Here is a 22,869-nt window from a genome sequence, read left to right on the forward strand (position 1 = left end):
AATGCTCATTGACGGATGCTGGCGCGCGACGTGGCGCGGGTTTCGAGCGCGGCCATTTGCTGGGGCGCGTTCTGTGGTGTGCAAATGTCCTGGGGCAGGTTCAGGCCGGCTGAGCGCACATAGGCGTCGCCGCCTTGGGCGTCGATGGCCATCATGTGGTGCATGCACATCTTGCCGTCTTCGACGCAGCGGTTGAGCACCTTGTCGTACAGGCCTTCCTCGACACTGGAAAACCGCTGCACCGGATCACGTTCGCTGGGTTGTACCAAGGCTTGGTAGGTATTGCGGTCCAGGGCCTTGCCCTCGGCCTTGGCCGTTTGCACCCATTGGGAAAAATCCTTTTCGCTCAGGCCGTGGAACTTGAACGTCATGCCTGAAAAGCCGGCGCCGCTGTAGTGCGAAGACATGCCTTTGTACACGCCGGGCTTGTTGATCACGGCGTTGAGCTCGGTCTGCATGCCGGGCATGGCGTAAATCATGCCGGCCAGGTCTGGCACGTAGAAGGCATTCATGGTCGATGTAGCCGTTAGCTTGAAGAGAATGGGGCGGTCCACCGGGGCAGCCAGTTCGTTCACCGTGGCGATACCTTGCTCGGGGTAAAAGAACAGCCATTTCCAGTCCATGGCTACCACGTACACCTCCATTGGCTTGCTATCGGCGGGTAGCGGGCGCTGGGCGTCGATCCGGTCCAAGGGGCGGTATGGGTCCAGCTTGTGGGTACCGATCCAGGTTAATGCCCCGAGTGCAATGATGATCAGCAAAGGAACCGTCCAGATCACCAGCTCTAGCGATGTGGAGTGGTGCCACTCGGGGTCATATTCGGCCTCTGTATTGCTTTGGCGGTACTTCCAGGCAAAAAACAAGGTCAGTGCAATGACCGGAACAATGATGATGAGCATCAACAAAGTTGCGGTGATGACCATTTGGCCTTGTTGGGCGGCAATGTCGCCTGCCGGGTTGAGCACAACAGCCTTGCTGCAGCCGCTCAGGGCGACACTCAGGGCAATGGCAGCCAGGCAGGCGGGTCTGCGGAGTTCCAGGGTTTTGGGCATGCTAGGGGCGCAAAGGAAATGCGCTTAGGGGTAAACGCGGTTGACTTGATGCGGTGAATGTATCGGGGCTAGCAAATTTGTCGATTGGACATTTTGTCCAAGATCAAGGGCGGCGCGATAGGGCCGCCGGCCAGTGCCGCAATTTCCTACCTTTTACCGCATTGCGAAATTTGAAGGCGTTTAGCTTGTCCGCCTCAGGGTTTTCCTGTGCGCCTCCGGGCCAAATGCAGCTGGTGCGCGGTGTAGAAAGGAGCCATGGCCTGAAGCGGGCCGGTTTTTTAGTTTTCAGGAGCAAGCGATATGGTGAGCCAAGGTTCTGCAGTGCTGTCTGCACCCGGTATGGAGAGTGCGGTGTCCCTGGCCCGGGCGCACACCGACGAGGATGTGACTCCCAGCGAGATCGCGGTCGGCGTGATCATCGGCCGCGCCTCCGAGTACTTTGATTTCTTTGTCTTTGGGATTGCCTGTGTGCTGGTGTTTCCCTCGCTCTTGTTTCCCTTTATGTCCCGGCTGGATGGCACTCTGGTGTCCTTTGCCATTTTTTCCTTGGCTTTCATCGCGCGGCCAGTGGGGACGGCAATGTCTATGGCGGTGCAGCGGCGCTGGGGGCGGGGCACCAAGCTGACGATCTCGCTGTTTGTGTTGGGAGCCAGCACCGCTGGCATTGCGTTTTTGCCCAGCCACGCTTCTGCCGGGACCATGGCCATTGCAGCTTTGGTCATCTTGCGCATTGGCCAGGGTCTGGCTCTGGGGGGTTCTTGGGATGGTCTGCCTTCCTTGTTGGCCATGAGTGCCCCTGAGCACCGGCGCGGCTGGTTCTCCATGATTGGTCAACTGGGCGCACCGGTGGGTTTTGTGCTGGCCGCCAGCCTGTTTGCCTATCTGTTGAGCAGCCTGAGCAACACCGAGTTCTTGAACTGGGGCTGGCGCTACCCCTTCTTCGTGGCGTTTGCCATCAACGTGGTGGCCCTGTTTGCGCGCTTGCGCTTGGTGGTGGGCCAGTCCTACGCCGAGCTGCTGCAGCAGCGCGAGCTGCAGCCTGTGCCGGTAAGCAAGGTGCTGCGGGACGAAGGCCACAACGTACTGCTGGGCGCCTTTGCGGCACTGGCCAGCTTCGCACTGTTTCACCTGGCGACTGTCTTCCCGCTGTCGTGGATTGTGATTTACTCCGAACAGCCCATCACCGAGGTGCTGCAGGTGCAGATCGTTGGCGCCGTGCTGGCAGCCTTGGCCATTTTGTTGTCGGGCTGGCTCGCTGACCGTGTGGGCCGACGCCGCCTTCTGGGTAGCATGGCCGTGCTGATTGGTCTCTTCAGTTTCGCCACGCCCTGGCTGCTGGGAGCGGGCGTGTGGGGCAACAACGTGTTTTTGCTACTGGGCTTTGTGCTGCTGGGCTTGTCGTATGGCCAAGCTTCAGGCACGGTAACCGCCAATTTCTCGGCCCACTACCGCTACACCGGTGCCGCCTTGTCGGCTGATCTCGCTTGGCTGCTGGGGGCAGGCTTTGCGCCCTTGGTAGCCCTGGGGCTGTCGGCCAAATTTGGTTTGGGCGCTGTGTCCTTGTATCTGCTCTCCGGCGTCGTTTGCACGCTGGCCGCCCTGCGCATCAACCGCTTGGTCGAGCACAAAGACTAAGCTGCCCCCGTATCCCCACGGTGAGGGTCCGCGTGCAGCCCTCGGTGGGGCATGCACGCCGCGGACCCAGGCGGCACCGCACCCAAGATGCCAAGTGTGATGATGGCTGCTATGAAAATAGTAGCTGCTTGCGCACACTCCAAAAGGGCTTTAAGCACTTTTGATGCCAAAATACCATCCGCCGAACAAGGTCGCGGCCTGCCCATTGATGGAGATGTTCCCATGCGCTGGGGGCGTCCCATTTGTCGATATATTCCAGTGTCGAGTTCTATGGAATCTGCCTGTGCGACTGTTCGCTCCCACTGCCTGTTCACGCTTGCCCGCACCTAGTGCTGCCACCTTGCCGCGGGTGGGTACTGCATGAGCCGTATTCCCCTCACCGCAGACGCGGTGCTGGCCTTGTCCCCCGACGATGCATCGACCAAGGCCGCGCGCGGTCTGGTGGCACCGGCCAAGTGGCCCATGCTGGGCGCCAGCGACGCGGCGGTGTGGGGTGAGTGCCAGGGCAGCGGCAGCAAGCCCTACCAAACGCAGGTGGACGTGTCGGGCGCGGGGCCTACGTTCCGCTGCAGTTGCCCCAGCCGCAAGTTCCCGTGCAAACATGGCCTGGCCTTGCTGTTGTTGCAAGCGCAAACCCCGCAAACGTTTACCGCCGCAGAGCCGACCTGGGTCAGCGAATGGCTGGCATCGCGTCTGGAGCGGGCCGAGAAAAAAGAAGCCAAGGCCGCTGCTGCACCAGCAGTGGCCGACCCCGCCGCCGGTGCCAAACGCGAAGCCCAGCGTCTGCAACGCATGGCCGCCGGCGCGCAAGAGCTGGCGCTGTGGCTGGACGACACCAGCCGCAAGGGCTTGGCCACTGTGTCCGACAGCGACGGGCCTGCGTGGGCCACCATGGCGGCGCGCATGGTCGATGCCCAAGCGCCGGGTTTGGGCGAACGTGTGCGGCAGGCGTTTGCGGTGGTCGGGCAGGGGCGCGATTGGCCTGCGCGTCTGCTGGGGCGTTTGGGCAATTTGCAGCTGCTGGTGGACGCCGTGGCGCAGCGCGAGCACCTGCCGCCCGGTCTGCAGGCCGATCTGCGCCAGGCCCTGGGTTGGCCCCTGGAGCGAGACGAGGTGCTGGCCAGCGGTGAGCGCGTCAGCGACCAGTGGCAGGTGTTGGCCCAGGTGCTGGTAGAGCGCGAGGCGCGCCTCACCGAGCGGCGTGTCTGGCTGCAGGGCACGCGCAGCCAGCGCCGTGCCTTGCTGGTGGATTTTTCGTTTGCTGGCAAGGCGTTTGAGCAGGGCTGGAGCGTGGGCGTTCCGCACAGTGGCACGCTGGCGTTCTACCCCAGTGCCGACCCGCTGCGTGCGCTGCTTGCGGAGAGCAAACCGGCGCCAGATGCGACACCCTTGCGCCAGGCGCCAAGCCGCACTGCCGAATGGACCGCACTGGCCACACGCATGGCCGCCAACCCCTGGGCGCAAAGTTGGCCGCTGTGGCTGGAGACCGTGCAGTTGCAATACACGGCCGATGCCGAAAACCCGTGGTGGCTGTGGGCGGATGCAGGCGCCATCCCGCTGGCCATTGGTGAGGCCGATGCCTGGCAGCTGATGGCCATGGCCGCTGGTGGGCCGGTAGCCGTGTTTGGGGAGTGGACCGGTGAACTGTTGCGCCCCCTGACCGCCTGGTGTGATGCCGACCGCTGGTCCGCCAGCAGTGTGCAAGGAGACCCGGCATGAACGACTGGAACGCCTTGTTGCAGGCTGCGTTGCTGGGTGCGGAGAGGCCGTGGAGCTTGCCCGCCCTTGCACAGGATGGTGCTGCGGACCCTGTGGCCCGCCTGCTGCGCGACGCCCGTGTGCAATCCGCCACCGATGTCCCCGGCCTGCTGCTGCGTCTGGCCGGTGCCAAAGCCGTATGCCAACGCGCTGGCTGGACGGCAGCTGCTGCGCCACGTGCGCCGATGGCACCGGCCGCACCCGAGTCGCGTATGCCCGCTGATGCCGTCTGGAGTACGTTGTTGTCCCAGGCCTTGGCTCTGGGCGTGCCGCGTTTGCAACACCAGGTTTTGTTTGCCATGGACGCCGCAAGCCTGCATGCACCGCCTGCCGTGTTGCCGGTTTTGCTACACGCCGGGCGCCAGAGCGTTGCATTGCGCAACCATTTGCTGCCCGTGCTGGGTGAGCGTGGCCGTTGGCTGGCACAGCAGAACCCGGAGTGGGCCTACGCCTGTGGCGCGCAAGAACAGGCCGACACCCAAACGCATTGGGCGCATGGCAGCCTGGAGCAACGCTGCGCCGTGTTGCGCACCGAGCGCGCCAGCGCACCCGCAGCGGCCCGCGAACGCCTGCAGGCCGATTGGGACAACCTGGCCGCCAAAGACCGCGTCGCGCTGATTACCATCCTGCGCGTTGATCTGTGCTTGGATGACGAGACCTTCTTGAACACCCAGCTCAAAGATCGCGCACTGGACGTGCGTCGCACGGCAGCCAAGTTGCTGGCCGCCTTGCCTAGCAGTGACTACGCCCAGCGCATCACGGCACGCATGGTGCCGCTGGTGGTGCGCAGCCAGGTCGAGCCTGGGTTGTTGGGGCGCATGCTGGGGCGATCGGCCACGGAGCAGCGCGTCACGCTGGATGCCCCGACGCAGCCCGACGCCGACTGGAAGACAGACCTGCTGGAGCCGGAGCGCCCCACCCACGAGTCGCTCGGTGAGCGCGCGTGGTGGCTGTACCAGCTCACCAGCCGCACGCCCTTGGCTTGGTGGACCGCGCATACCGGGCTGGCACCGGCAGAGCTTTTGGCGCTGGCTCAGCGCAGCGACTGGACGGAAGCCCTGGTACGCGGCTGGACGGATGCCCTGCTGTGGCAGCGTGATCCGGCGTGGGCGCAAGCGCTGCTCGACCATGCGGGGGATCTGCGCGGCGACCACCGGGCCGAGCTGTTGGCGATGTTGTCCGCACCGCAGCGGGAAGCGTTTTTGCTGCAGCAACTGGGTGAGCCAAAGCAGCTGTACGAAGTGGTTGCTGCGTGTTTGGCGGGTTGTGCCTTGCACGCCTCCCTGGGGCCGGCGGTATCAACGCGGCTGGCGCAGTTGCTGCGCCAGCAGATCGACCGCGGTGCGCTGCTAGACAACTACAGCTTGCGCAGCCTGCTGCCAGAGGTGGTGTGTGCGCTGCATCCAGGCACCGCGCACCCGCTGATGCATTTGCCACGCAGTGCCGAAGAAACCACTTCCCTGACCGAAGCCTTGACCCTGCTGGAGCAGGTGCTCCACAGCCGCCAGCATTTGATCCAATTGACTGAATCCACGATTGAAGCAACCTCTACGGAAGCCCAAACACCATGAGCCAAGTCCTACGCCAACACGCCGAACACCAATTTGCCGAAGAGCTGGCCAACCTGCAGCAGGTCGACAAACGCCAGCGCCCCGCCAACTGGAAGCTGTCGCCCTGGGCCGTGGTGACCTATCTGATGGGTGGCAAGCTCGACAACGGTTTTGAGGTGACGCCCAAATACATCGGCAACCAGCGCCTGATGGAGATCGCAGTCTCCACGCTGGCTACTGACCGCGCGCTGCTGCTGTATGGCGTGCCGGGCACGGCCAAGTCCTGGGTGTCCGAGCACCTGGCCGCTGCGGTCAGTGGCGACTCCACCATGCTGATCCAGGGCACGGCCGGCACCAGCGAAGAGCAGCTGCGCTACGGTTGGAACTATGCCGAGCTGTTGGCCCATGGCCCGTCCGACAAGGCCCTGGTGATCAGCCCGCTGGTCAGCGCCATGCGCCTGGGCAAGATCGCCCGCATCGAAGAACTGACCCGTATCCCTGCCGATGTGCAAGACGCGTTGATTACGGTGTTGTCCGAAAAGACCATGCCCATCCCCGAGCTGGGCAGCGAGGTGCAGGCCACGCGTGGTTTCTCGGTGATAGCCACGGCCAACAACCGCGACAAGGGTGTCAACGAGTTGTCCAGCGCGCTCAAGCGCCGCTTCAACACCGTGGTGCTGCCTGTGCCCGATACCGAGGACGAAGAGGTGCGCATCGTCGCCAAACGTGTGGCCGAGCTGGGCCGTGCGCTGGAGCTGCCCGCCGAGCCGCCGGCGCTGAAAGAAATCCGCCGCGTGGTGCAAATCTTCCGCGAACTGCGCAACGGTCTCACGGCCGATGGCAAGACGCGTATCAAGTCGCCCACCTCCACGCTGTCTACGGCGGAAGCTATCTCCGTTATCAACAGCGGCATGGCCCTGGCTGGGCACTTTGGCGATGGTGTGTTACATGCGCGCGACATTGCATCGGGCCTGCTGGGCGCCGTCGTCAAAGACCCGGTGCAAGACCAGGTGGTGTGGAAGGAGTACCTGGAAACCGTGGTCAAGGAGCGCAGCGATTGGAAAGAGCTGTACCGCGCCTGTCGTGAGCAGTTGTGAGCACCCCGCACCGCCTTGTGTGATGGAAGATTCCACCGTTCACTACTTCGGCATACGCCACCACGGCCCGGGATGCGCGCGCAGCCTGCACGCTGCGCTGGCCGCCTTGCAGCCCGACTGTCTGCTGATCGAAGGCCCGCCCGATGCCGATGGGCTGTTGCCCTTTGTGACCCACGCCGGCCTGCAGCCACCGGTGGCCCTGCTGGTGCACAGCCCGGACGACACGCACGCCTCCGCCTTCTACCCCTTCGCTGCGTTCTCGCCCGAATGGCAGGCGTTGCAACACGGCGTGCAGCGCGGCATTCCCACCCGCTTTATCGACCTGCCGCAAGCAGTGCGACTGGCGCAAAACAAGGTGTACCGTGAAAAAGAAGATGCTATTGAAAAGATAGCTGCCGGCGCAGATGTGACGGGGGCTGGTGCCGAAAAAGGCTTGGAATCTGCTGTGGAGGCCGTTTTCCCGCAGCACCATGATCCCATGGACGCGCTGGCCCACGCGGCCGGCTTTGCCGATGGCGAGAGCTGGTGGAACCAACTGGTGGAAGAGCGCGGCGACAGCGAAGACCTGTTTGCCGCCATCCACGAAGCCATGGCCGCGCTGCGCGAAGATTGGCCCGACGACGCCCGCGGCCCACGCGCCGCCGAGCGCGAGGTGCAGCGCGAAGCCCATATGCGCCAGTGCATACGCGAGGCTGTGGGCCAGGGCCATGCGCGCATCGCCGTGGTCTGCGGCGCCTGGCACGTGCCCGCACTGCAAGCCAAACACACGGCCAAGGCCGATGCGGCCCTGCTCAAGGGCCTGCCCAAGATCAAGGTCAGCGCCACCTGGGTGCCCTGGACCTACCGCCACCTGACCTGGGCCAGCGGTTATGGCGCCGGAGTAGATTCCCCCGGCTGGTACGACTACCTGTGGCAACGCAGCCAGGGCGGTGGTGATGCCGAGCCATCGCGTGCGGTGGTTTCGCGCGCCAGCGGCTGGCTGGCCCGCGTAGCCCGTTTGCTGCGTGCGCACCAGCTGGACTGCTCGTCAGCCCACATTATCGAAGCCTCGCGCCTGTCCGACACGCTGGCCGCGCTGCGCGGCCGTACCGAGCCGGGCCTGGAAGAGTTGAACGAAGCCGTGCGCACCGTGGTCTGCATGGGCGCGTCGGCCCCGCTGGAGCTGATCCACCGCGCGCTGACGGTGAGCGACCGCATGGGCCAGGTGCCGCCCGAGGTGCCCGCCGTGCCGCTGCAACGCGACATCGAACAGGCGCAAAAGAGCCTGCGCCTCAAGCCCGAGGCGCTGGAGCGCACGCTGGACCTGGACCTGCGTACTGCCAACGACCTGGCCCGCAGCCACCTGCTGCACCGCCTGCGCTTGCTGTCCATCCCCTGGGGGGAACCCGCCCGCAGCGACCGCGCCAACCGCGGCACCTTCCGCGAAACCTGGCGCCTGCAATGGCAGCCCGAGTTTGCGCTGCGCATCATCGAGGCCACACGCTTCGGCCCCACGGTGGAGCTGGCGGCCAATGCTTGCGTGGCCGAGCAGTGCGCCACGCTGACGCGCCTGGACGCATTGGCCGAACTGGTGGACACCGTGTTGCTGGCCGACCTGGGCACGGCGGTGCAAGCGGTGAGCCACGCCTTGCAAACCCAAGCCGCCATCACCGGCGACGCGGTGCAGCTCATCAGCGCGGTGCCACCGCTGGCCCGCGTGTTCCGCTACGGCAGCGTGCGCCAGATGGATGGCGACCTGCTGGCAAAAATTCTGGACGGTCTGATCACCCGCGGCGCCATCGGCCTGTCGCTGGCCTGCCACAGCCTGGACGACAGCGCCGCAGAGGCATTGCGCGAGACTTTGCTGCCCGCACACGATGCAGTGGGGCTGCGCGACAGTGCGGAGCCCACGCAAGCCTGGCAGCAGGCCTTGCAGCAGATCGCAGTAGGCGACGCATGCCACGCGCTGCTGCGCGGCCTGTGCTGCCGCTTGCTGATGGATGCCGGCCATATCGACCAGACCCAGGCGGCCGTGCAGTTGTCGCGCAACCTGTCGGCCGGCGCATTGCCGTTAGAGGCCGCGCAGTGGCTGGATGGATTCTTGAACCGCAACGCCATGGTGCTGTTGCACGATGCGGCCGTGTGGAGTTTGGTCGACGCATGGCTGGCCGATCTGGCGGATGTACATTTTCTGCAAGTCGTGCCGCTGCTGCGCCGCAGCTTTGCGAACTTTTCGCAATCGGAGCGGCGTGAGCTGGGTGCGCGTGCGGCGCAGGGCGTCAAGGTCGCGCCTGTGGTTGTTGCCAGCGAAGGCGATGCGGTGCGTGCCGCGCTGCCGGTGCCTACCTTGCGCCTATTGTTAGGACTGCCTGCATGACCACATCCTCAGATTCCGACACTACCTCCGCCGCACCCGTGGAGCACACGGACCGCCTGCAACGCTGGCGCCTGGTGCTGGGTGGCGAGGCCGATGCTAGTTGCGGTGCCGCCAGCGGCAGTCTGCGCGAAATGGACCAGGCGCTTGCCGCGTTGTATGAACCCGAAGGCGCCAATGGCCTGGGCAAACGCAAAGGCGGGCGCGGCAATTCGTCGCCCAGCGTGGCGCGCTGGCTGGGTGATATCCGCAAATACTTCCCCAGCTCGGTGGTGCAAATCATGCAGCACGACGCCATGCAGCGCCTCAACCTGCGTGAGATGCTGCTGCAACCCGAAATGCTGGAGACCGCCCATGCCGACGTGCATCTGGTGGCCAATCTGGTGGCGCTCTCAAACGTGATCCCCGATGGCACCAAGGACACCGCGCGCCAGGTGGTGCGCACCGTGGTGGACCAACTGCTGGAGCGCCTGCAGGAGCCCATGCGCAGCGCCGTCAGCGGGGCTCTGAACCGCAGCCAGCGCAACCGCCGCCCGCGCCACGCCGAGATCGACTGGAACCGCACCTTGCGCGCCAACCTGCAGCACTGGCAGCCGGACTACCGCACCATCATTCCGCAAACCCTGGTGGGTTATGGCCGCAAGGCCCGCAGGCCGCAGCGTGAGGTGATTTTGTGCATCGACCAAAGCGGCTCCATGTCGGCCTCGGTCGTCTACTCCAGCATCTTCGGCGCCGTGATGGCCAGCCTGCCGGCCGTGGCCACCAAGCTTGTCGTGTTTGACACCGTGGTGGTGGACATGACCGAGAAGCTGGACGACCCGGTGGACCTGCTGTTTGGCGTGCAACTGGGCGGCGGCACCGACATCAATGGCGCGGTGGGTTATTGCCAAAGCATCATCCAGGAGCCGCGCAACACCATCCTGGTGCTGATCTCTGACCTGTACGAAGGCGGTGTCGAAGCCGGCCTGTTGCGCCGCGCGCAAGAGCTGGTGGAGGCCGGCGTGCAGTTCATCACACTGCTGGCCCTGAGCGACGAAGGCGCGCCGTCCTACGACCGCGAACTGGCCGCGAAATTGGCCGCGCTGGGCGTCCCCAGCTTTGCTTGCACACCCGATGCCTTTCCCGGCCTGATGGCGGCCGCCATCCGGCGGGACGATGTGGGTGCGTGGGCCGCGGGGCAGGGCATCAAGACGAGCCGGCCAGTCGGCTAGGGGGACTGGTGTTGTCGTGAAGTGGGGTGTTTTTTTGCTATTGATTTAGTAGCTTCTTGCGCAGACTCCACAAGGGTTAGAGGTCGTTTTTGTTCAAAAATGACTGCCTGTGGCCAGTAATGAAAACTTGATCTTGACCGTGTCCACCACCAGCAGTGCCCCCATGGCAATGCTCAGCGGGGTGATGCCAAAGTCGCTTTGTTTGATCTCGAACCCACCGGTGACCCGCAGGCCCCCATCGGTGGTCTGCAGCGTCACCGGCACGGTGACCTGGCGCGTCTGGTCGCGTATGCGCAGCGCCGCGATGACCACGGGCGCCTTGGCGTCACCCTGTATCCTCACCGAGGTGATGCGAATCTCCGGGTAACGCGCACCGTCCAGCAAGGTTTCGCGCAGCATATTGGCCTTGGTGCCTTGTTTGGCGTCTTCGCTTATGTTGGCGGGGAAGTCTTCGCCTTCGGCGGCGCGTGCTGCGTTGTCGTCCACCACCAGTTCATTCACCGGCACCGTGATCTCAAAGCCCGCGTCTTCCAGCGCAGCGCCTTGCCACACACGGCCTTGCAGGTTCTGCGAACTCACCACATGGTTGTGGCCCAGCCGGGCCATGGGGCCACCACGGTAGACCAAGATGTGTAGCGTGGAGGCTGCAGGGTCCACCTGGTACATCTTGGCCGGGGACGATGCGGCAACCGACTGCGCTGCTGCAATTGGTGGTGCGGCATCCGCTGGTGCAACTCCCGTGGGTGCAGCGCTGCACCCCGCCAGCACGGCGATACACACCAGCAGCAGACCATGCAGCCTAGGGCGCTCCATGTGGTTCAGCACTCCACAATCGCCTTGATCACGCCCTCCTTGGGATCCAATAAGTCCTGGAACTTGGTGGGCACTTCGGCCAGAGTCAGGCGGTGGGTATTCAAGGCCTGTGGAATCAGCCCGGCGCGCATGGCTTTTAGTACGGTCTCAAAGTCTTCGGCGGTAGCGTTGCGGCTGCCCATGAGGGTCATTTCACGTTTGTGAAACTCGGGGTCGGAGAAAGTGATGTTCGCCCCCACCACCGAAATCAGCACATAAGTGCCACCGTGCGCCACGAACTTGAAGCCGCGCTCCATGGCTTTGGGGTTGCCCGTTGCGTCAAACACCACGTCATAAAACTCATTGTTCGTCAGCGCAGCCAGCTGTGCTTCATCGGTATCGCCCAAGGCAACGCCTGCACCCACACCCAGTGATTGGGTGCAAAAGTCCAAGCGGTCTTGGCGCCCGTCTAGCGCGGTGACGACCGCACCCTGCAGTTGCGCAAAAATCATCGCAGCCATCCCGATCGGGCCTGCACCCACGACCAGCACCCGTTGGCCTTTGCCTACACCGCTGCGGCGCACGGCGTGGGCGCCAATGGACAAAAACTCCACCATGGCCGCCTGGTCCAGCGACACGCCTTCCGCCTTGTGCACAAACTGCTGGGGCACGCTCAGGTATTCGGTAAACGCGCCATCGGTATGCACACCCAGCACCTGGATGCGGGTGCAGCAATTGGTCTTGCCGGCCCGGCAGGCAATGCAGGTGCCACACGACAGGTAGGGCATCACGTACACCGTGTCGCCGGTTTGGAGTGCGCTGCCTTCGGGGGCAGTTTCCACAATGCCGGACAGCTCATGCCCCATGACCCGTGGGTAGCTCAGGTAGGGCTGGTTGCCGGTGAAGATATGCAGGTCGGTCCCACATACGCCCACCCGTTTGACGCGCAGCAGCACTTCGTTGGCCGCACGTTGCGGTAAGGGGCGGTCGTGGGCACGCAGGGTGCCGGGGGTTTCGCAAACAACGGTCAGCATGATGGGTTCCTTAGTTCATTCCAGATTCTGTGCGCTGAGTTCAGCGCGGGTGGGCAGGCCTTCCATGTCACCCACCACTTGCAGGGCGCGTGAGGCAATCCAATTGGCACGTCGCAAGGCCTGAGGCCAGCCCAGACCTTCGAGCTGCGCGCTGATGATGCCCACCGCAAACGCGTCACCCGCGCCCACGGTGTCCACCACCACCGGCACGGGCACGCCAGGCACCTGCCCCTGTTCGCCGCTGGCGGTGTGGAAGTAGGCGCCTTTTGCGCCTTGTTTGATGACCACTGCCTTGGCACCCCGGTCCAGGTACCACGCGGCAATGTCGGCCGGGGTGCTCTGTCCGGTGAGCAACTTGCCTTCCTCGATACCGGGTAGCACCCAGTCCGCGTGGCGGGCCAGGTCGTTGAGGGTGTTGCGCATGGTGGCTGTATCTGGCCACAGGCTGGGGCGCAGGTTGGGGTCAAAGGACACGCTGCGGCCCGCTGTGCGCAGCGTTTGCATGGCGTGGGCCACCAGCTCGCGGGCCGCAGGCGACAGGGCGGGCGTGATGCCGGTGGTGTGCACATGCCGGGCGCGCAAAGCGTAGTCGGTGTTCAGGTGCGCCACGCTGAGCTGGCTGGCTGCTGAACCCCGTCGGTAGTACTCGATGGATGGGTCGCTGCCATCCACGCTGCGCGACTTGAGCATGAAACCGGTGGAGCGTTGCGGGTCAGTCTCGACTTGCGAGGTGTCCACACCTTCCGCCTCCACCGTTTTGCGCACATAGCTACCGAATGAATCCGACCCCAAGCGGCTTACCCAGCCGACTTTGAAGCCCAGACGGGCCAGGCCGATGGCCACATTGGTGTCGGCCCCTGCAATACGCTTGCTGAAACTATGTACCTCCGCCAAGGGGCCGGGCTCTTGTGCCACCAGCAGCGCCATGGTTTCGCCCATGGACAGCACGTCGAGTGCGTTTGCCCTGTCGTTCACGCTGCCAACTCCCCGCGGTTCACTGCTTCCAGAGTGGCTGCGACGCCGACTGTCTGTAGCGATTGCAACAGCGGAATCAACGCGGCGGTGAGCGTTCCGTTACCAGCCAAGTCTCCAAACACCGGCGCATAAGCCAGCATTGCTTCTACAGATTGCTTGTTCACGTCCTGACCGAGGCTCTGCTGGTAAAGCGCGGTGAGTGTCGTCGCATGCGGGTCGTCAATGCGGTAGGCCTGACCCAGTTCGTCCACGCCGCGCAGATAGTGCATCCAAGCGGCCAGACCCAAGGCCATGCGGGTGACGGATAGTCCACGCGCCAAGCGGTCACGCAAGGTGCCCAGCAGGCGCTGCGGCAGCTTTTGTGAGCCATCCATGGCGATCTGGTGGGTGCGGTGGGCCAAGGCGGGGTTGGCGTAGCGGGCCAGCAGGTTGTTGCGGTAGGCCGCCAGGTCCAGGCCGGGTAAAGCGGGCAGGGTGGGTTCAATTTCGTCGCGCATCAGCGCTTCGATGTGCGCGCGCAGGGCGGGCTGTGCGATGGCCTTGTCCACGGTCTGCCAGCCGGCCATGGCACCCAGGTAGGCCAGGCTGGAGTGGGTGCCGTTGACCATGCGCAGCTTGAGTCGCTCAAACGGCTCCGCATCGGGCACAAAGCGTGCGCCGCCCAGCGCCCAGTCCGGGCGGTCGGCAGCAAATTGGTCGCCGATGGCCCAGTCAAAAAACGGCTCGCCCAGCACGGGCCAGGCATCTGCCAGTCCCAGCGCTTGGCTGACTGCTGCGCGGTCGCCATCGGTGGTTTTGGGCACGATGCGGTCCACCATGGAGCAGGGAAAACGGCACTCCGATGCTATGCGCTTGGCCAAGTCCAGATTCACCTGCTCTGCAAAACGCAGCACGGCAGAGCGCAGTACGCGCCCATTGGCGGGCAGGTTGTCCAGCGACATCAGCGTGATCGGGGGCTTGCCCAGGGCGTAGCGCTGTTGCAAGCCATACACCAGGATCCCGATGGCCGAGCGGGGGGCGTGGGGGTGCGCCAGATCGAACACGATGTCCGGATGGTCCAGTCGCAGGGTGCCGGTGGCCGGGTCGTGGCAGTAGCCTTTTTCGGTCACCGTCAGGCTGACAATGCGGGTGTCTGCGGCAGCGATGGCATCCAGCACGGCTTGCGGGTTTTCAGGCGCTACCAGCAGCTTGCGTACGGCACCTATGACGTGCAAACGTTGGCGTGGTTGGCCCTGGTCGTCCGCATCCCGAATCGCCAAGGTATAGAGACCGTCTTGCGCCGCCAGCGCATCGCGCGTGTCGGGCTGGCGCAACGACACACCGGTGATACCCCAGCGCAAATCCCCAGCAGCAATGGCAGCCTCCGTGGCCGCCGCCATGTGGGCGCGCATAAAAGCGCCTATGCCCAGATGCACGATGCCGGTTTTCAGCGCCCGGCGGTCGTAAGCCGGGCGGGCCACGGCGGCGGGCAGGGTCGTGACCGTGGCGTCATTCAATCGGTTCATATTCAGTATCACCAGTTGGTCAGCGTGCCGTCGTGTTGCAGGCGGTTGACCGGCAGGTAGGCACGTTGGTAGGGGTACTTGGCGGCGAGCGCTTCATCGATGGTCACGCCATGGCCGGGCGCCTCGCCAGGGTGCATGAAGCCATCCTTGAAGCTGTAGGCATGGGGAAACACGGCGTCAGTCACGTCGGTATGGCGCATGTACTCCTGAATGCCGAAGTTGGGCACCCACAGGTCGAAGTTCAGCGCAGCGCCCATGCACACGGGCGACAGATCAGTGGCGCCGTGCGAACCGGTGCGCACTTGGTAAAGCGCGGCCAAATCCGCAATACGGCGCAGGTGGGTGATGCCGCCTGCATGGACCACGGTAGTGCGGATGTAGTCGATCAGCTGGTTCTCGATCAGGTCCTTGCAGTCCCAGATGGTGTTGAAAATCTCGCCCACGGCCAGCGGCGTGGTGGTGTGCTGGCGGATCAGGCGGAAGGCTTCCTGGTTCTCGGCGGGGGTGGCGTCTTCCATCCAGAACAGGCGGTAGGGCTCCAGGTCTTTGCCCAGTCGGCCTGCTTCGATCGGGGTGAGGCGATGGTGCACATCGTGCAGCAGGTGAATCTCCGGGCCCACGGCAGCGCGTACCTTGTCAAACAGCTCGGGCGTGTGGCGCAGGTACTTTTCGGTAGACCAGTCGTGTTCGCTGGGCAGGTCGGCATCGGCAGGTTCGTAGAACATGGTGCCGCGGCCTACGCCGTACACCTTTTCAAGGCCGGGCACGCCGCTTTGGGCGCGGATGGCCTTGTAGCCCATCTCCTTGTAGCGCAGCACTTCTTCCACGGTTTGGCTGATGTCTTTGCCGTTGGCGTGGCCGTAGACCATGACGCCGGTGCGGCTCTTGCCGCCCAGCAACTGGTACAGCGGCATGTTGGCGGCCTTGGCCTTGATGTCCCACAGGGCGGTATCCACGCCGGCGATTGCACTCATGGTGACCGGGCCGCGGCGCCAGTAGGCGCCTTTGTAAAGGTACTGCCAGATGTCTTCAATCTGCTGCGGGTCGCGGCCAATCAGGCAGGGAATGACGTGCTCCGTCAGGTAGCTGGCCACGGCCAGCTCGCGGCCATTGAGGGTGGCGTCGCCGATGCCGGTCAGGCCCTCGTCGGTTTCGATTTTGAGGGTGACAAAGTTGCGACTCGGTGCGCAGACGATGACTTTGGCGGAAGTGATTTTCATGGTGTGATTTCTTTCAGTGTCGATTCCTTGAATCGGAAGCCCCAGCCAGCGCCTTCGCGCGGCAGAGCCAGCCCGTTTTCAATGGACAAGGGGGTGTCGATGAGTGCGTCGATCCAGTCAAAGCTCTCGGCAGCCAGACCGTTGGGGATGCTGCACAAAAGGGGCACGTCGTAGTCGCGGTAGTAGTGGGGGAGTACGGGCAGGTGGTGGGCCTGCGCCAGCGCGGCAGATGCACGCCACGCCTCCACACTGCCTATGCGCAGCAAGTCGGGCTGCCAAAGGTCGATGCCGTCCGCCGCAATCAGGGCTTGCAGGGTGCGGGTGTCGTATTCCCGCTCACCCATGGCCAAGCTCATGCCGCACTGGCGGCGCAGCGTGGCGTAGCCCGCAACGTCGTAGTGGTGCAGCGGCTCTTCGAACCAGGTGATGCCCAGCGGCATGGCCGCGCGCGACAAGGCCAGGGCTCCGGCCAAGTCGCAGCCTTGGTTGGCGTCCATCATGACGCGCACCTGCGGGCCCACGGCATCGCGCACCAGGCGCAGGCGCTCCATGTCGCGGCGCACGTCGGGCGAGCCCACTTTGATCTTGACGGCATCAAAGCCCCGGCCCACATAGCCGCGCACTTCGTCCACCAACTCCGCGTCGCTATAGGACAGCCAGCCGCCCGAGCCATACACCGGCACACTGCGGCGCGTTTGGCCCAAGAGCCGGTGCATGGGCGCGTCCAGGCTGCGGGCCCAAGCGTCCCACATGGCAATGTTGATCAGGCCCACGGCCCAGCGCTGCACGCCTTCGTGGCCAAAATACTCGTGGCCTCGTTCAGCCTGCGCAATAAATTCACCGGTAGCCGCCGCATCGAATCCGTGCACCAGCGGCGCGATGTCGCGCAGTGCGCCCCGAATGGCTTCGCGGGAGTAATGGAAGGCCAGCAGGTAGCCCTGGCCCCGCACGCCGTTGGCCAGCACGATTTCCGCCACGATGAATTCAATGGCTGGAATCTGGTGCGTCGCATCGGCAATGGGCTGCGACAGGGTGGAGGTCGCCTCAAAAAAGCGAAGTTCTTGAATGGTCGTATTGCGCATAGCGTTACATCACCGCGCCCAGCGCCCAGGGTACAAATTCGTTCTGGCCGTAGCCATGCAGCTCGCTCTTGGTTTTGCGGCCAGAGGCGGCGGCCAGCATCTCCTGAAAAATGCGCTCTCCCAACTGCTCCACGCTCTCGCTGCCGTCGATCACGGTGCCGCAGTTGATGTCCATGTCCTCCTCCTGCTTGGCCCACAGCGCGTTGTTGGTGGCCAGCTTGAGGGACGGTGAGGGGGCGCAGCCGTAGGCCGAGCCACGCCCGGTGGTGAAGCAAATGAGGTTGGCGCCACCGGCCACCTGGCCGGTGGCCGATACCGGGTCATAGCCCGGTGTGTCCATGTAGACGAAGCCTTTGGCGCTGATGGGCTGCGCGTATTCGTACACGTCCACCATGGGCGTGGTGCCACCCTTGGCAATAGCGCCCAGCGATTTTTCGAGGATGGTGGTCAGGCCCCCAGCCTTGTTGCCCGCAGACGGGTTGTTGTCCATCTCCGCGTGATGGCGGGCGCAGTAGTCGGTCCACCACTGCAATCGAGCCTCCAGTTTGTCGGCCACGGCTTGCGACACGGCGCGTTGCAACAGCAGGTGTTCGCCGCCATAGATCTCAGGGGTTTCAGACAGCACGGCGGTACCGCCATGGCGCACCACCAAGTCCACCGCTGCGCCCAGGCCGGGGTTGGCGCTGATGCCCGAATAGCCGTCCGAGCCGCCGCATTGCAGGCCGACGATGAGGTGGCTGGCAGGCACGGGCTCACGCTTTACCGCGTTGGCCTCGGGCAGCAATTGCTTCACCACCTCGATACCGCGCGCCACGCTTTTGGCCGTACCACCGGTGTCCTGGATGCTGAAGGTCACCAGCTTGGCCCCTTCGCGCAAGCCTTCTTGTGCCAGCAGGCCCTGGATCTGGTTGGTCTCGCAGCCCAGGCCCACCACGATGACGGCGGCAAAGTTGGCGTGGCGGGCGTAACCGGCCAGCGTGCGGCGCAGCACCTGCAGGCCTTCGCCCTCGCTGTCGGTGGCGCAACCGGCACCGTGGGTCAGTGCCACGATGCCATCCACATTCGGGAATGCGGCCAGCGCTTCGGGGTGGATGTCGCGGCGGAAATGGTCTGCAATGGCGCGCGCCACAGTGGCCGAGCAGTTCACGCTGGTCAGCACGCCGATGTAGTTGCGGGTAGCCACGCGGCCATCCGGGCGCTTGATACCGTCAAAGGTAGCGGGCTTGTCCACATAGGCCACGGGTCGCACATCGCCACCCACGGTGTGGCCGCGGTCAAAGCGGCTGAAGGCCAGGTTGTGGGTGTGCACATGTTGGCCGGCGGCGATGGGCTGCGTAGCGGTGCCAATGATCTGGTTGTAGCGCCGCACCGGCTCGCCCGCTGCGATGGCGCGCACTGCCACCTTGTGACCCGGTGGAATCAGGCCGGAGATGGTGATGCCTTCCGATTCGATGCGGGTGCCGCCCAGCAGTTGCTGCCGGGCAATCACCACATCGTCCTGCGGGTGGATGCGGATGATCGGGTTCACTTGGTCAGCCCCATCTGCTGCGGCAGCCACAGGGTGAGCGCCGGGATGTACGTGATGGCCACCAGCGCCAGCATCAGCGGAATCAGCCACGGCAGGATGGCCATGGTGGTGCGCTCCACCGACAGCTTGGAGATGCGTGCCAGCACAAACAGCACCATGCCCAGCGGCGGGTGCAGCAGGCCGATCATCAGGTTCAGCGTCATGATCAGGCCGAACTGGATGGGGTCAATACCCAGCTTGAGCACGATGGGCAGCAGGATGGGCACCAGGATGGTGATGGCGGCAATCGTGTCAATGAAACAACCTACAAACAGAATCAGCAGGTTGGCCAGCAGCAGGAACACCCACTTGTTGCTGGTGATGGACAGAATCCAGTCCGCCAAGGCTTGGGCCGCTTGTGTGGTGGTGAGCAACCAGGCAAAGATGGATGCGGCAGTGACGATGAACAAGACCGAGGCCGTGGTTTCAATGGTCTCAAAGGTGGCCTGTGCCAACGTGCGGATGGTCATGGAGCGGTAGCGCACCAGGCCCAGGAACAGCGCCCAGATCACCGCGGCCACTGCGGCTTCGGTGGGGGTGAACCAGCCCATGGTCATGCCGCCAATCAAGATGACAGGTGCCATCAGGGCCAGCACGGCGGAGAAGTTGTAACGCCAATCCAGCACCAGCAGCGCCACAAACGCGGCGCCTGCTGCCATGTTCACTGAGGCCCCGGCCTTGACTGCCAGCCATACGGCCATCGGGAAGGCCAGCACCACCAGAATTTCCAGGGTGGCGCCCCCCAGGCGACCCCAGTGGAACGCCACATCGCCACCCCAGCCGTTGCGGTGGGCGAAGTAGGCCACGGTAGCCATCATCAGTCCGGTCATGAACAGGCCGGGCAGGATGCCCGCCACAAACAGGGCGCCGATGGACACGTTGGCCATCATGCCGTAGATCACAAAGGGCAGAGAGGGCGGAATGATGGGGCCCAGCGTTGCTGACGCTGCGGTCACCCCCACCGCAAATTCGGTGCTGTAGCCATGCTCTTTCATGGCCTTGATCTCGATGGAGCCCAGGCCTGCGGCGTCTGCAATGGCGGTGCCCGACATGCCCGAGAAAATCACCGAACCGATGATGTTGACCTGCCCCAAGCCACCCCGCATCCAGCCCACCAGGGCCACGGCAAAGTTGTAAATGCGACTGGTGATGCCCGCAATGTTCATCAGGTTGCCCGCGAGAATGAAGAAGGGTACGGCCAGCAGCGGGAAGGATTCAATGCCCGCAATCATGCGCTGGGCCAGCACGATGTCGGGCACGGTGCCGGAAACCAAGATATAGACCAGCGAGCCGCCCGCCATGGCTACCGCCACCGGCAGGCCGCAGAGCATCAGGCCCAGAAAAGAAAAAATGAGTATCAGCATGGGTGGGTCCGTTCAGTCGTCCGAGCCGTCAAAGAAGCCCGGGTTTTGCAGCGCGGAAAAACCGCGGCGCCAGTTCTCTATGCCCACCTGCAGGGCACGCACGCTCATCAGTGCAAAGCCTGCAAAGGCCAGCCAGTACACATGGCTCTTGTTCCAGTTGATGGTGGTCATGGGCTCGTTGTCCACGGCCAGCGCATAACGCGCCACCAGCCAGGCAGCGTAGCTGTAGAAGGCGAGTGCCGCAATATCCACGGCGGTGGAGAGCGCCCGACCTGCAGGTACCGGCAGGTAGCGGTAAATCAGGTTGACCTGGATGTGCCGCACCCGGCGCACACACATGGACGCCCCAATGAACACCACCGGCATCAGGCAGTACACGGCGAGTTCTTCGGTCCAGGCAAACGAGTCGTTCAGCACATAGCGGGTGAAAAACTGCAGAAACACCAGGCCGGCCATGGTCCAGAAAAAGCCCAGGCAAATCCAGTCCTCGACGCCGTAGCCCGAGAGGTCGACCGTGTGCTGGTCGGCCTCTGCGAAGCTGGCGACCAGCGCTTCCGCGCTGGTCTCGACGGGACGTGATTCGGCTGCGCCGCCCGACAAGGGCAGAGAGCTGTGAAGCGTCATGTCGTGTCGCCTTACTTGATGGCCTGGATGCGGTCCCAGTCAGCCTTCTGGTAGCCGAACTGCTCAAACGCCACGTTCTTGAGCACCGTGTCGCGGAACTCGCCGGTGTTCACATCGGTCACGCTCACGCCCTTGCTGCGGAAGATGGCAGCCAGCTCGCCTTCACGCGCAGCCACTTCCTTGGAGGCCTTGGCAGCGGCTTCGAGGGCCACATCGGTAAAGATCTTCTTGTCAGCCTCCGAGAGCTTTTTCCACAGGCCGCCGGCCACCACGGTGTTCAGGTGGTCCACGATGTGACCGGTCAGCACGATGTGCTTTTGCACTTCATAGAACTTCTTGGCTTCGATGGTGGGCAGCGGGTTTTCCTGCGCTTCCACGGTGCCGTTTTGCAGGGCGAGGTAGACCTCGGCAAACGCAATCGGCGAGGTGTTGGCACCGCAGGCACGCGGCATCGCCAGGTAGGCGGGCACGTCAGGCACGCGCATCTTCAGGCCCTTCATGTCTGCGCACTTGGCAATCGGCTTGTTGCTGGTGGTGTGGCGGGTGCCGTAGTAGGTGGTGGCAATGATTTCATTGCCGCTCTTTTGCTCGTAACCGGCAGTCAGCTCTTTGTAGATGTCGCTCTTGGTGTAGGCCAGCAGGTGGTCCACGTTGCGGAAGGTGTAGGGGTAGTAGGTGACACCGATGCGGGGGAAGGCCTTGGCCGCAAAGCTGGAGCCCGAAATGATGATGTCCACCGTGCCCAGGCTCAGGCCCTGGTTGATGTCGTTTTCTTTGCCCAACTGCGAGGCAGGATACACATCAATCTGGTAGCGCCCGTTGGTGCGCTTCTGGATCTCTTGCGCAGCCCAGACGGAGGCGGTATGGAAGGGCTCGCCCGGCTCGTAGACGTGGGCCCATTTGAGCTTGGTCTGTGCGAATGCGGGGGCGGCGACCACCAGGCTTGCAGCCAGGGCCAGTGAAATGCGTTTGAATGTCATGCTCTTTGTCTCCTCTTGTTGTGAATGGTGTGCAGCCGGGTCGTTACCGGGGTCTAACCGGGAACGAGCTGCACCTTGGTACTGCGGCCTCTGTCCAAAGCCAAATCGAAGGCCGCTTTCGATTGGCTGATCGGCAACTGGGCGCTGATGAGCGGGCGCACATCAGCCCGCCGGCTGCGAATGGCCTGCACGGCCCAGTCAAATTCAATGTCGGCGCGGAAAGCGCCCACGTAGTCCAGCTCGCGCGACATGATGTCGTTGGCCGGAAAAGGAATTTCTGCGGGCAGCGTACCCACCTGCACCACCCGCCCGCCACGGCGCACCGCAGCCAGGCAACTGGCCAGCGCAGCCGGGTGGCCGGCGGCTTCCAGTGCTACATCGACGCAGCCCTTCCATGTGGAGGCATCGGGCAAAGCTTCGTCAGCGCCCACGGTCAAGGCCATCTCGCGCGCCCGCTCGCTGGGGTCGCAGGCAATCACGCGGCCGGCACCGGCCAGGCGCGCGGCAATCACCGACATGCAGCCAATGGTGCCAGCCCCGGTCACCAGCACGGTAGCGCCCAGCACTTCACCCGCGCGGCGCACCGCGTGCAGGCCGACCGACAGCGGCTCGGCGCAGGCAATCTCACCCAGGCTCACGTCCTCGTCGATGCCGGTGAGCTGGGCTTCATTCATCACAAAGTGCTCGCGGAAGAAGCCGGGGATGTGCGGGAAGATGGCCGCACTGCCCAAAAAAACCATCTTCTCGCACAGGTTGCTGCGCCCTGCGCGGCAGGCAGGGCACACGCCGCAGGGGTGGGCCGGGTTCACAGCCACTTTCTGGCCCGCTTTCACCTTCGTCACGCCTTCGCCCACTGCGTCCACCACACCCGACGCTTCGTGCCCGGGCACAAAGGGCGCGCGGATGGCGAAGATGCCGGCACGGCCGTGCTGGTAGTAGTGCAGGTCCGACCCGCAGATGCCACCAGCGCCCAAGCGCAGGCGCACCTGGCCGGGGCCTGGCTCCTGGGTGCTGAGTTGCTCGATGCTCAGGTTCAGCGGGCCGTTGAGGGTGCAGGCAAGGCTCATGGT

18 protein-coding genes are annotated in these 22,869 nt (G+C 64.1%); 6 read left to right on the forward strand and 12 right to left on the reverse strand.

From position 1 onward, the window contains the following. Positions 1-5 precede the first annotated feature (5 nt). Positions 6-1,052, reverse strand: coding sequence for a ubiquinol oxidase subunit II (gene cyoA / locus CHU94_RS09120; RefSeq protein ID WP_094478922.1), 1,047 nt, complete (start codon positions 1,050-1,052; stop codon positions 6-8). A 339-nt stretch (positions 1,053-1,391) separates the two neighbouring features. Here cyoA and CHU94_RS09125 point away from each other — a divergent pair, with 339 nt between their 5' ends. The 6 genes from CHU94_RS09125 (at position 1,392) to CHU94_RS09150 (ending at position 10,656) form a co-directional block, all read left to right on the forward strand. Next, positions 1,392-2,687, forward strand: coding sequence for an MFS transporter (locus CHU94_RS09125; RefSeq protein ID WP_255033905.1), 1,296 nt, complete (start codon positions 1,392-1,394; stop codon positions 2,685-2,687). A gap of 360 nt (positions 2,688-3,047) precedes the next feature. After that, positions 3,048-4,406 (forward strand): SWIM zinc finger family protein, encoded by a 1,359-nt coding sequence (locus CHU94_RS09130; protein ID WP_255033891.1) that lies wholly within the window; start codon positions 3,048-3,050, stop codon positions 4,404-4,406. Next, on the forward strand, positions 4,403-6,016 hold the full coding sequence (locus tag CHU94_RS09135) for a DUF5691 domain-containing protein (protein WP_094478926.1): 1,614 nt from the start codon (positions 4,403-4,405) through the stop codon (positions 6,014-6,016). The genes CHU94_RS09130 and CHU94_RS09135 overlap by 4 nt, the downstream gene beginning before the upstream one ends. Continuing rightward, positions 6,013-7,092 carry an AAA family ATPase gene (locus CHU94_RS09140; RefSeq protein WP_094478928.1) on the forward strand — a complete coding sequence of 360 codons (1,080 nt, stop codon included), beginning with the start codon at positions 6,013-6,015 and terminating at the stop codon, positions 7,090-7,092. The genes CHU94_RS09135 and CHU94_RS09140 overlap by 4 nt, the downstream gene beginning before the upstream one ends. A gap of 22 nt (positions 7,093-7,114) precedes the next feature. Continuing rightward, complete coding sequence (locus CHU94_RS09145) at positions 7,115-9,448, forward strand: DUF5682 family protein (RefSeq protein WP_094478930.1); 2,334 nt, start codon at positions 7,115-7,117, stop codon at positions 9,446-9,448. Continuing rightward, positions 9,445-10,656: a VWA domain-containing protein gene (locus tag CHU94_RS09150; protein ID WP_094478932.1), complete on the forward strand. Its 1,212-nt coding sequence runs from the start codon at positions 9,445-9,447 to the stop codon at positions 10,654-10,656. Before CHU94_RS09145 ends, CHU94_RS09150 begins: the two co-directional genes overlap by 4 nt. A gap of 93 nt (positions 10,657-10,749) precedes the next feature. On the opposite strand, the gene CHU94_RS09155 is transcribed toward CHU94_RS09150, so the two are convergent. The 11 genes from CHU94_RS09155 to CHU94_RS09205 are packed head-to-tail and all read right to left on the reverse strand — an operon-like array spanning position 10,750 to position 22,866. Beyond that, positions 10,750-11,469, reverse strand: coding sequence for a YceI family protein (locus CHU94_RS09155; RefSeq protein ID WP_141211432.1), 720 nt, complete (start codon positions 11,467-11,469; stop codon positions 10,750-10,752). Positions 11,470-11,474: 5 nt separating this feature from the next. Then, positions 11,475-12,482, reverse strand: a complete 1,008-nt coding sequence (locus CHU94_RS09160) for a zinc-binding alcohol dehydrogenase family protein (protein ID WP_094478936.1) — start codon at positions 12,480-12,482, stop codon at positions 11,475-11,477. Positions 12,483-12,497: 15 nt separating this feature from the next. Next, positions 12,498-13,457 (reverse strand): sugar kinase, encoded by a 960-nt coding sequence (locus tag CHU94_RS09165; RefSeq protein WP_303396085.1) that lies wholly within the window; start codon positions 13,455-13,457, stop codon positions 12,498-12,500. Further along, entirely contained in the window at positions 13,454-14,962 is a 1,509-nt protein-coding gene (locus tag CHU94_RS09170; protein ID WP_176451976.1) for a mannitol dehydrogenase family protein, read from the reverse strand. The genes CHU94_RS09165 and CHU94_RS09170 overlap by 4 nt, the downstream gene beginning before the upstream one ends. Positions 14,963-14,970: 8 nt before the next feature. Next, positions 14,971-16,182: a D-mannonate dehydratase ManD gene (manD, locus tag CHU94_RS09175; RefSeq protein ID WP_094478939.1), complete on the reverse strand. Its 1,212-nt coding sequence runs from the start codon at positions 16,180-16,182 to the stop codon at positions 14,971-14,973. Next, complete coding sequence (locus CHU94_RS09180; protein ID WP_094478941.1) at positions 16,179-17,264, reverse strand: mandelate racemase/muconate lactonizing enzyme family protein; 1,086 nt, start codon at positions 17,262-17,264, stop codon at positions 16,179-16,181. Before CHU94_RS09180 ends, manD begins: the two co-directional genes overlap by 4 nt. A 4-nt stretch (positions 17,265-17,268) precedes the next feature. Beyond that, the gene (locus tag CHU94_RS09185; protein ID WP_094479372.1) at positions 17,269-18,792 is read right to left on the reverse strand and encodes a UxaA family hydrolase; all 1,524 of its coding nucleotides are present in this window, start codon (positions 18,790-18,792) and stop codon (positions 17,269-17,271) included. Then, a complete protein-coding gene (locus tag CHU94_RS09190) occupies positions 18,789-20,195 on the reverse strand; it encodes a TRAP transporter large permease (protein WP_094478943.1) in 1,407 nt (468 codons plus the stop codon). Before CHU94_RS09190 ends, CHU94_RS09185 begins: the two co-directional genes overlap by 4 nt. Before the next feature lie 12 nt (positions 20,196-20,207). Then, a complete protein-coding gene (locus tag CHU94_RS09195) occupies positions 20,208-20,819 on the reverse strand; it encodes a TRAP transporter small permease (protein ID WP_094478945.1) in 612 nt (203 codons plus the stop codon). Between the two features lie 11 nt (positions 20,820-20,830). Then, on the reverse strand, positions 20,831-21,799 hold the full coding sequence (locus tag CHU94_RS09200) for a sialic acid TRAP transporter substrate-binding protein SiaP (RefSeq protein WP_176451977.1): 969 nt from the start codon (positions 21,797-21,799) through the stop codon (positions 20,831-20,833). A 53-nt stretch (positions 21,800-21,852) separates the two neighbouring features. Beyond that, a complete protein-coding gene (locus tag CHU94_RS09205; protein WP_094478947.1) occupies positions 21,853-22,866 on the reverse strand; it encodes an L-idonate 5-dehydrogenase in 1,014 nt (337 codons plus the stop codon). Between the last annotated feature and the right edge of the window lie 3 nt (positions 22,867-22,869).

It is taken from the genome of Rhodoferax sp. TH121, from assembly GCF_002251855.1.
In the GTDB taxonomy this organism is placed as follows: domain Bacteria; phylum Pseudomonadota; class Gammaproteobacteria; order Burkholderiales; family Burkholderiaceae_C; genus Allorhodoferax.